Below are 6,466 nucleotides of genomic sequence, written 5' to 3' on the forward strand. Positions count from 1 at the left end.
GACTTACTGATATCGTTAGTTTTTTAGAAGATAAAAATAAGCTTATATTTAAACTTTATTCAGAAAAGGAAATCCTATCAAAAGTTACTGACAAATTAAATTATGGATATAATTACATTAAAGCTTTTGATAATAATACAAATATTGAAGAAATATCTAATGAGTTAAATGAAAGATAAGGTCTTTCATGTTGTTAAAAGACTTTTCTAGTAATTTGGAAAGAATAAAAAATAATTATAAATTAGAAAATAATAATCTTAAAGATATTGAGAGTAGTAAAAAAATTATACTGAATCTTATGAAAATACTATTCTAGAGATTGGGGTTTGTCCTTTCTGCTATAGTGAAATAAATGATGAATCCATTGAGCATATAAAATACCACTTGAGGAATGATTAAATGAATTATGAAGAAAATTTAAAAAATTTAAAAGAAGAATTAGACAGACTAAAAAATATGAAGTATAAGTCTGAGGCGAGACTTGAACAATTAAATTCTCAAAAAAAAGATATTTTACTTGAAATTGAAAAACTAGGTATTAAACCAGAAGATCTAGAAAAGGAAATATCTAATTTAAAAAATGAAATTGATAAGCTTTTTAACGAAGCCAATGACTTAATGCCAAGGTTGTGATTTTTTGGACCTAAAGGAATTGGATTTAATTTAATAAATTAAATTAAATAATATATTAATGATGAGGGAAAATTGAAATTTTAGAGGATCAATTAGAAAAAATCGAAAAAAGTCTTGAAGAAAAAGAGAAATATAGTGAAGTTTTAAGTCAAGTATCTCTATTATTTCAAAAAACCTCTGAATTTGCTCGAGAACAATCTAAAAGACAAATTGAAGATACTGTTACAAAATGTCTTCAATTTATTTTTGAAACAGATATTGAGTTTTTAATAGAACTATCTGAAGCAAGATCTGTACCCATAGCCGAATTCTTTTGTGCAATCTAACTATTCTGAAGGTTATAGTATAAAAACCAAACCTGAGATAGCCCGAGGTGGTGGAGTTGTAGACATTATTTCACTTGCTCTTAGAATTGCTTTCTTACAACAAAATCAACCTAACTTATCAGGACCTTTAATATTAGACGAGCCTGGGAAGCACGTAAGTAATGATTATATTTTCAATCTTGGTGAATTTTTGAAACAGTCGTCAAATGTTTTTAACCGACAAATTATAATGGTAACACATAATCCTCATTTGTCACAAATTTCAGACAAATCATTTTATGTAAAGAATAAGGGCGGAATCAGTGAAGTTAGCCCTTATCAAGAGTAATATTTTCTTGACTTTAGCAAGTAAAATTGTTAATATATTAATGAACATAAAGGGTGTTTATGTATTAAATGCTAGAAAACTAAAAGTCAGGAGGAGATACAATGATTTACGACTCAAAGTTAAAAAATAAAGATGTAGATGGATTGTTTGAAGCTATTCTTTTACTTGAAAACTTAGAAGAATGTTATAGATTCTTTGAAGATATTTGTACAGTTAAAGAATTACAAGCAATTGCACAAAGACTTCAGGTTGTTAAACTATTAGTTAAAAATAAAACTTATCATGAAATTGAAACTGAAACTGGAGCTTCAACTGCTACTATATCTAGAATTAATAGATCTTTAAACTATGGATCTGATGGATATAAATTAGTTTTACAAAGACTAAACTTTATAGATGAAGATGAAGAAAAAGAATAAGGTATTCCTTATTCTTTTTTTATATATTTATATTTATTGTTTTGTAATTTGTATAAGATACTAAACCCGGTTTTTTTGCAGGATGTCTTTTTACATTTATCTTGAAGGTATAGTCTACCGGTATATTTTGAGATTTGGATAATGAGCTATACTTAGCAGCAAATTTTGCTGCAGTCATCATTGCACTATTTGAGAAATCCCTATTATCATTTTTTAAAATTACATGTGATCCTGGAGCATCTTTTACGTGGAACCATAGATCATTTTTTCTAGCTTTTTTTAGAGTCAAATAATCATTTTGTTTATTATTTTTCCCAATGTAAATATCAAATCCATCTTCTGTTTTAATTACAAGATAATTTTCTTGAGAGTCTTTTCTTTTCTTCTTTTTATTATTTTTTTTTCTTCTTTAGATAACCTTCTTTTTCTAACTCTTCGTATAATTCATCAATCTCATCAGGAGTCTCTGCGAAGTCGATATTTAATAATATAGATTCTAAATATTCCACTTCAGACTTTCCAATTTCAATTTGTTCACTTAGAAAAACAGCTGCATTTTTCAGCTTTGAATATTTCTTATAATATTTAGAGGCATTAGAAGGCCCATCCAATTTAGGATCAAGAGGAATTTTCATTTCTTCCATTTCATTATAAAAATTTTCTACTGTGACAGAACTTGCACCTTTTTCAATTCTATGAAAATTTGAAGATAAAAGGTCAGCATAACTTTAAACTTGTCTCTATTTAGGGCAGCATTGAGTTCATTTACTTGGTTTGATATCTTCCTATTAGTTTTTTCTATATGCTTCTTAACAGCCTTTCTAAGCTCTTTGCTCTTGGATCCTAAAGAATCCCTTAAAAATTTTGAATTATAAAACTCTTCTAGAAGGGGAGAGACCATTTCAACTTTTATTTTCTCATAATCACTTAATGATTCTAGATCAATTGAATAGAAGTCTTTAAAGACATCATCTCTAATGATTTTTATTGGAGAGAATTTATTGTCTCTAATATCCTTAAAGATACTAAGGAAATTCTTATTTAAGTTTTCCATCTCTTCTTCATTAAGTGAAGAAATATTTCTCTTAAAATCAATATCTGATCTATACTCCAGCTCGCTACACATTTGTGGACTTATACCTGTAAAATTCTTTAAAAAGAAAGATTTTAGATTAAGGTTCTCTTGAGAAATCTTAATCAAATCAATTATTGAGTCTGTATCACAGGGATTAAGTCCACTTGATATATCTTCTTCATTATAAGTTAGACCAGGTAGAACTTCTCTAACGCTTGAAAGATTAAAATTAACTCTTTTTAGGGAGTCTATAATTTTTTTGCTTTCATTATCAATAAGAATAACATTGGAGTGTTTACCCATAAGTTCAATTATAAGAGACTTTTCACTGTACATCCCTAGTTCATCACGAGATTTTACATGAATTTCAACTATCCTATCCATCTTATATTGATTAACAGCGAGTATTTGATTATTCTCAAGATGTTTTCTAAGAAATTTCTCCACCGCATTTTGCATGCTTCTAAAAACATCTTGAGAATAATCAAATACTCGCTGTTAATCAATATAAGATGATAGGATAGTTGAAATTCATGTAAAATCTCGTGATGAACTAGGGATGTACAGTGAAAAGTCTCTTATAATTGAACTTATGGGTAAACACTCCAATGTTATTCTTATTGATAATGAAAGCAAAAAAATTATAGACTCCCTAAAAAGAGTTAATTTTAATCTTTCAAGCGTTAGAGAAGTTCTACCTGGTCTAACTTATAATGAAGAAGATATATCAAGTGGACTTAATCCCTGTGATACAGACTCAATAATTGATTTGATTAAGATTTCTCAAGAGAACCTTAATCTAAAATCTTTCTTTTTAAAGAATTTTACAGGTATAAGTCCACAAATGTGTAGCGAGCTGGAGTATAGATCAGATATTGATTTTAAGAGAAATATTTCTTCACTTAATGAAGAAGAGATGGAAAACTTAAATAAGAATTTCCTTAGTATCTTTAAGGATATTAGAGACAATAAATTCTCAATAAAAAAATCATTAGAGATGATGTCTTTAAAGACTTCTATTCAATTGATCTAGAATCATTAAGTGATTATGAGAAAATAAAAGTTGAAATGGTCTCTCCCCTTCTAGAAGAGTTTTATAATTCAAAATTTTTAAGGGATTCTTTAGGATCCAAGAGCAAAGAGCTTAGAAAGGCTGTTAAGAAGCATATAGAAAAAACTAATAGGAAGATATCAAACCAAGTAAATGAACTCAATGCTGCCCTAAATAGAGACAAGTTTAAAGTTTATGCTGACCTTTTATCTTCAAATTTTCATAGAATTGAAAAAGGTGCAAGTTCTGTCACAGTAGAAAATTTTTATAATGAAATGGAAGAAATGAAAATTCCTCTTGATCCTAAATTGGATGGGCCTTCTAATGCCTCTAAATATTATAAGAAATATTCAAAGCTGAAAAATGCAGCTGTTTTTCTAAGTGAACAAATTGAAATTGGAAAGTCTGAAGTGGAATATTTAGAATCTATATTATTAAATATCGACTTCGCAGAGACTCCTGATGAGATTGATGAATTATACGAAGAGTTAGAAAAAGAAGGTTATCTAAAGAAGAAAAAAAATAATAAAAAGAAGAAAAGAAAAGACTCTCAAGAAAATTATCTTGTAATTAAAACAGAAGATGGATTTGATATTTACATTGGGAAAAATAATAAACAAAATGATTATTTGACTCTAAAAAAAGCTAGAAAAAATGATCTATGGTTCCACGTAAAAGATGCTCCAGGATCACATGTAATTTTAAAAAATGATAATAGGGATTTCTCAAATAGTGCAATGATGACTGCAGCAAAATTTGCTGCTAAGTATAGCTCATTATCCAAATCTCAAAATATACCGGTAGACTATACCTTCAAGATAAATGTAAAAAGACATCCTGCAAAAAAACCGGGTTTAGTATCTTATACAAATTACAAAACAATAAATATAAATATATAAAAAAAGAATAAGGAATACCTTATTCTTTTTCTTCATCTTCATCTATAAAGTTTAGTCTTTGTAAAACTAATTTATATCCATCAGATCCATAGTTTAAAGATCTATTAATTCTAGATATAGTAGCAGTTGAAGCTCCAGTTTCAGTTTCAATTTCATGATAAGTTTTATTTTTAACTAATAGTTTAACAACCTGAAGTCTTTGTGCAATTGCTTGTAATTCTTTAACTGTACAAATATCTTCAAAGAATCTATAACATTCTTCTAAGTTTTCAAGTAAAAGAATAGCTTCAAACAATCCATCTACATCTTTATTTTTTAACTTTGAGTCGTAAATCATTGTATCTCCTCCTGACTTTTAGTTTTCTAGCATTTAATACATAAACACCCTTTATGTTCATTAATATATTAACAATTTTACTTGCTAAAGTCAAGAAAATATTACTCTTGATAAGGGCTAACTTCACTGATTCCGCCCTTATTCTTTACATAAAATGATTTGTCTGAAATTTGTGACAAATGAGGATTATGTGTTACCATTATAATTTGTCGGTTAAAAACATTTGACGACTGTTTCAAAAATTCACCAAGATTGAAAATATAATCATTACTTACGTGCTTCCCAGGCTCGTCTAATATTAAAGGTCCTGATAAGTTAGGTTGATTTTGTTGTAAGAAAGCAATTCTAAGAGCAAGTGAAATAATGTCTACAACTCCACCACCTCGGGCTATCTCAGGTTTGGTTTTTATACTATAACCTTCAGAATAGTTAGATTGCACAAAGAATTCGGCTATGGGTACAGATCTTGCTTCAGATAGTTCTATTAAAAACTCAATATCTGTTTCAAAAATAAATTGAAGACATTTTGTAACAGTATCTTCAATTTGTCTTTTAGATTGTTCTCGAGCAAATTCAGAGGTTTTTTGAAATAATAGAGATACTTGACTTAAAACTTCACTATATTTCTCTTTTTCTTTCAAGACTTTTTTCGATTTTTTCTAATTGATCCTCTAAAATTTCAATTTTCCCCTCATCATTTAATATCTTATTATTTAATTTATTTAAATTTAAATCCAATTCCTTTAGGTCCAAAAAATCACAACCTTGGCATTAAGTCATTGGCTTCGTTAAAAAGCTTATCAATTTCATTTTTTAAATTAGATATTTCCTTTTCTAGATCTTCTGGTTTAATACCTAGTTTTTTCAATTTCAAGTAAAATATCTTTTTTTTGAGAATTTAATTGTTCAAGTCTCGCCTCAGACTATACTTCATATTTTTTAGTCTGTCTAATTCTTCTTTTAAATTTTTTAAATTTTCTTCATAATTCATTTAATCATTCCTCAAGTGGTATTTTATATGCTCAATGGATTCATCATTTATTTCACTATAGCAGAAAGGACAAACCCCAATCTCTAGAATAGTATTTTCATAAGATTCAGTATAATTTTTTATACTACTCTCAATATCTTTAAGATTATTATTTTCTAATTTATAATTATTTTTTATTCTTTCCAAATTACTAGAAAAGTCTTTTAACAACATGAAAGACCTTATCTTTTCATTTAACTCATTAGATATTTCTTCAATATTTGTATTATTATCAAAAGCTTTAATGTAATTATATCCATAATTTAATTTGTCAGTAACTTTTGATAGGATTTCCTTTTCTGAAATAAAGTTTAAAATATAAGCTTATTTTATCTTCTAAAAAACTAACGATATCAGTAAGTCTTACT

The 6,466-nt window shown here is 27.5% G+C and carries 8 protein-coding genes and 1 pseudogene; 5 read left to right on the forward strand and 4 right to left on the reverse strand.

Annotation, left to right across the window (positions count from 1 at the left end):
• Positions 1–399 precede the first annotated feature (399 nt).
• The 3 genes from DRZ96_RS00855 (at position 400) to DRZ96_RS00865 (ending at position 1,706) form a co-directional block, all read left to right on the forward strand.
• Entirely contained in the window at positions 400–633 is a 234-nt protein-coding gene (locus DRZ96_RS00855) for a hypothetical protein (RefSeq protein ID WP_070701178.1), read from the forward strand.
• Positions 634–948: 315 nt separating this feature from the next.
• Positions 949–1,287, forward strand: coding sequence for a hypothetical protein (locus tag DRZ96_RS12230; RefSeq protein ID WP_409371941.1), 339 nt, complete (start codon positions 949–951; stop codon positions 1,285–1,287).
• 101 nt (positions 1,288–1,388) lie between these two features.
• Complete coding sequence (locus DRZ96_RS00865) at positions 1,389–1,706, forward strand: YerC/YecD family TrpR-related protein (protein ID WP_112889259.1); 318 nt, start codon at positions 1,389–1,391, stop codon at positions 1,704–1,706.
• A gap of 19 nt (positions 1,707–1,725) precedes the next feature.
• Here DRZ96_RS00865 and DRZ96_RS11345 read toward each other — a convergent pair whose 3' ends face one another.
• Both DRZ96_RS11345 and DRZ96_RS00870 read right to left on the reverse strand, forming a co-directional pair.
• Complete coding sequence (locus DRZ96_RS11345; RefSeq protein ID WP_256584742.1) at positions 1,726–2,055, reverse strand: NFACT RNA binding domain-containing protein; 330 nt, start codon at positions 2,053–2,055, stop codon at positions 1,726–1,728.
• Between the two features lie 43 nt (positions 2,056–2,098).
• Positions 2,099–3,240: pseudogene (locus DRZ96_RS00870) on the reverse strand (Rqc2 family fibronectin-binding protein).
• Between the two features lie 100 nt (positions 3,241–3,340).
• Between DRZ96_RS00870 and DRZ96_RS11350 the strand changes: the two are divergent.
• On the forward strand, positions 3,341–3,814 hold the full coding sequence (locus DRZ96_RS11350; protein WP_256584740.1) for an NFACT family protein: 474 nt from the start codon (positions 3,341–3,343) through the stop codon (positions 3,812–3,814).
• 23 nt (positions 3,815–3,837) lie between these two features.
• Positions 3,838–4,731, forward strand: coding sequence for an Rqc2 family fibronectin-binding protein (locus DRZ96_RS11355; RefSeq protein WP_256584743.1), 894 nt, complete (start codon positions 3,838–3,840; stop codon positions 4,729–4,731).
• A 19-nt stretch (positions 4,732–4,750) separates the two neighbouring features.
• Here the strand turns inward: DRZ96_RS11355 and DRZ96_RS00880 are convergent, their stop codons facing one another.
• Both DRZ96_RS00880 and DRZ96_RS00885 read right to left on the reverse strand, forming a co-directional pair.
• Positions 4,751–5,068 carry a YerC/YecD family TrpR-related protein gene (locus tag DRZ96_RS00880; protein ID WP_112889259.1) on the reverse strand — a complete coding sequence of 106 codons (318 nt, stop codon included), beginning with the start codon at positions 5,066–5,068 and terminating at the stop codon, positions 4,751–4,753.
• Between the two features lie 101 nt (positions 5,069–5,169).
• Positions 5,170–5,709, reverse strand: a complete 540-nt coding sequence (locus DRZ96_RS00885) for an ATPase (protein ID WP_256584741.1) — start codon at positions 5,707–5,709, stop codon at positions 5,170–5,172.
• Positions 5,710–6,466 lie beyond the last annotated feature (757 nt).

Origin of the sequence: Peptoniphilus harei, from assembly GCF_900454685.1 — a bacterium.
GTDB lineage: Bacteria > Bacillota > Clostridia > Tissierellales > Peptoniphilaceae > Peptoniphilus_A > Peptoniphilus_A harei.

Excerpts from the sequence above, each read along its gene's own strand:
- DRZ96_RS00855 (WP_070701178.1), top strand. The coding sequence starts at position 400 with ATGAATTATGAAGAAAATTTAAAAAATTTAAAAGAAGAATTAGACAGA.
- DRZ96_RS00865 (WP_112889259.1), top strand. The coding sequence starts at position 1,389 with ATGATTTACGACTCAAAGTTAAAAAATAAAGATGTAGATGGATTGTTT.
- DRZ96_RS11350 (WP_256584740.1), top strand. The coding sequence starts at position 3,341 with ATGTACAGTGAAAAGTCTCTTATAATTGAACTTATGGGTAAACACTCC.
- DRZ96_RS00880 (WP_112889259.1), bottom strand. The coding sequence starts at position 5,068 with ATGATTTACGACTCAAAGTTAAAAAATAAAGATGTAGATGGATTGTTT.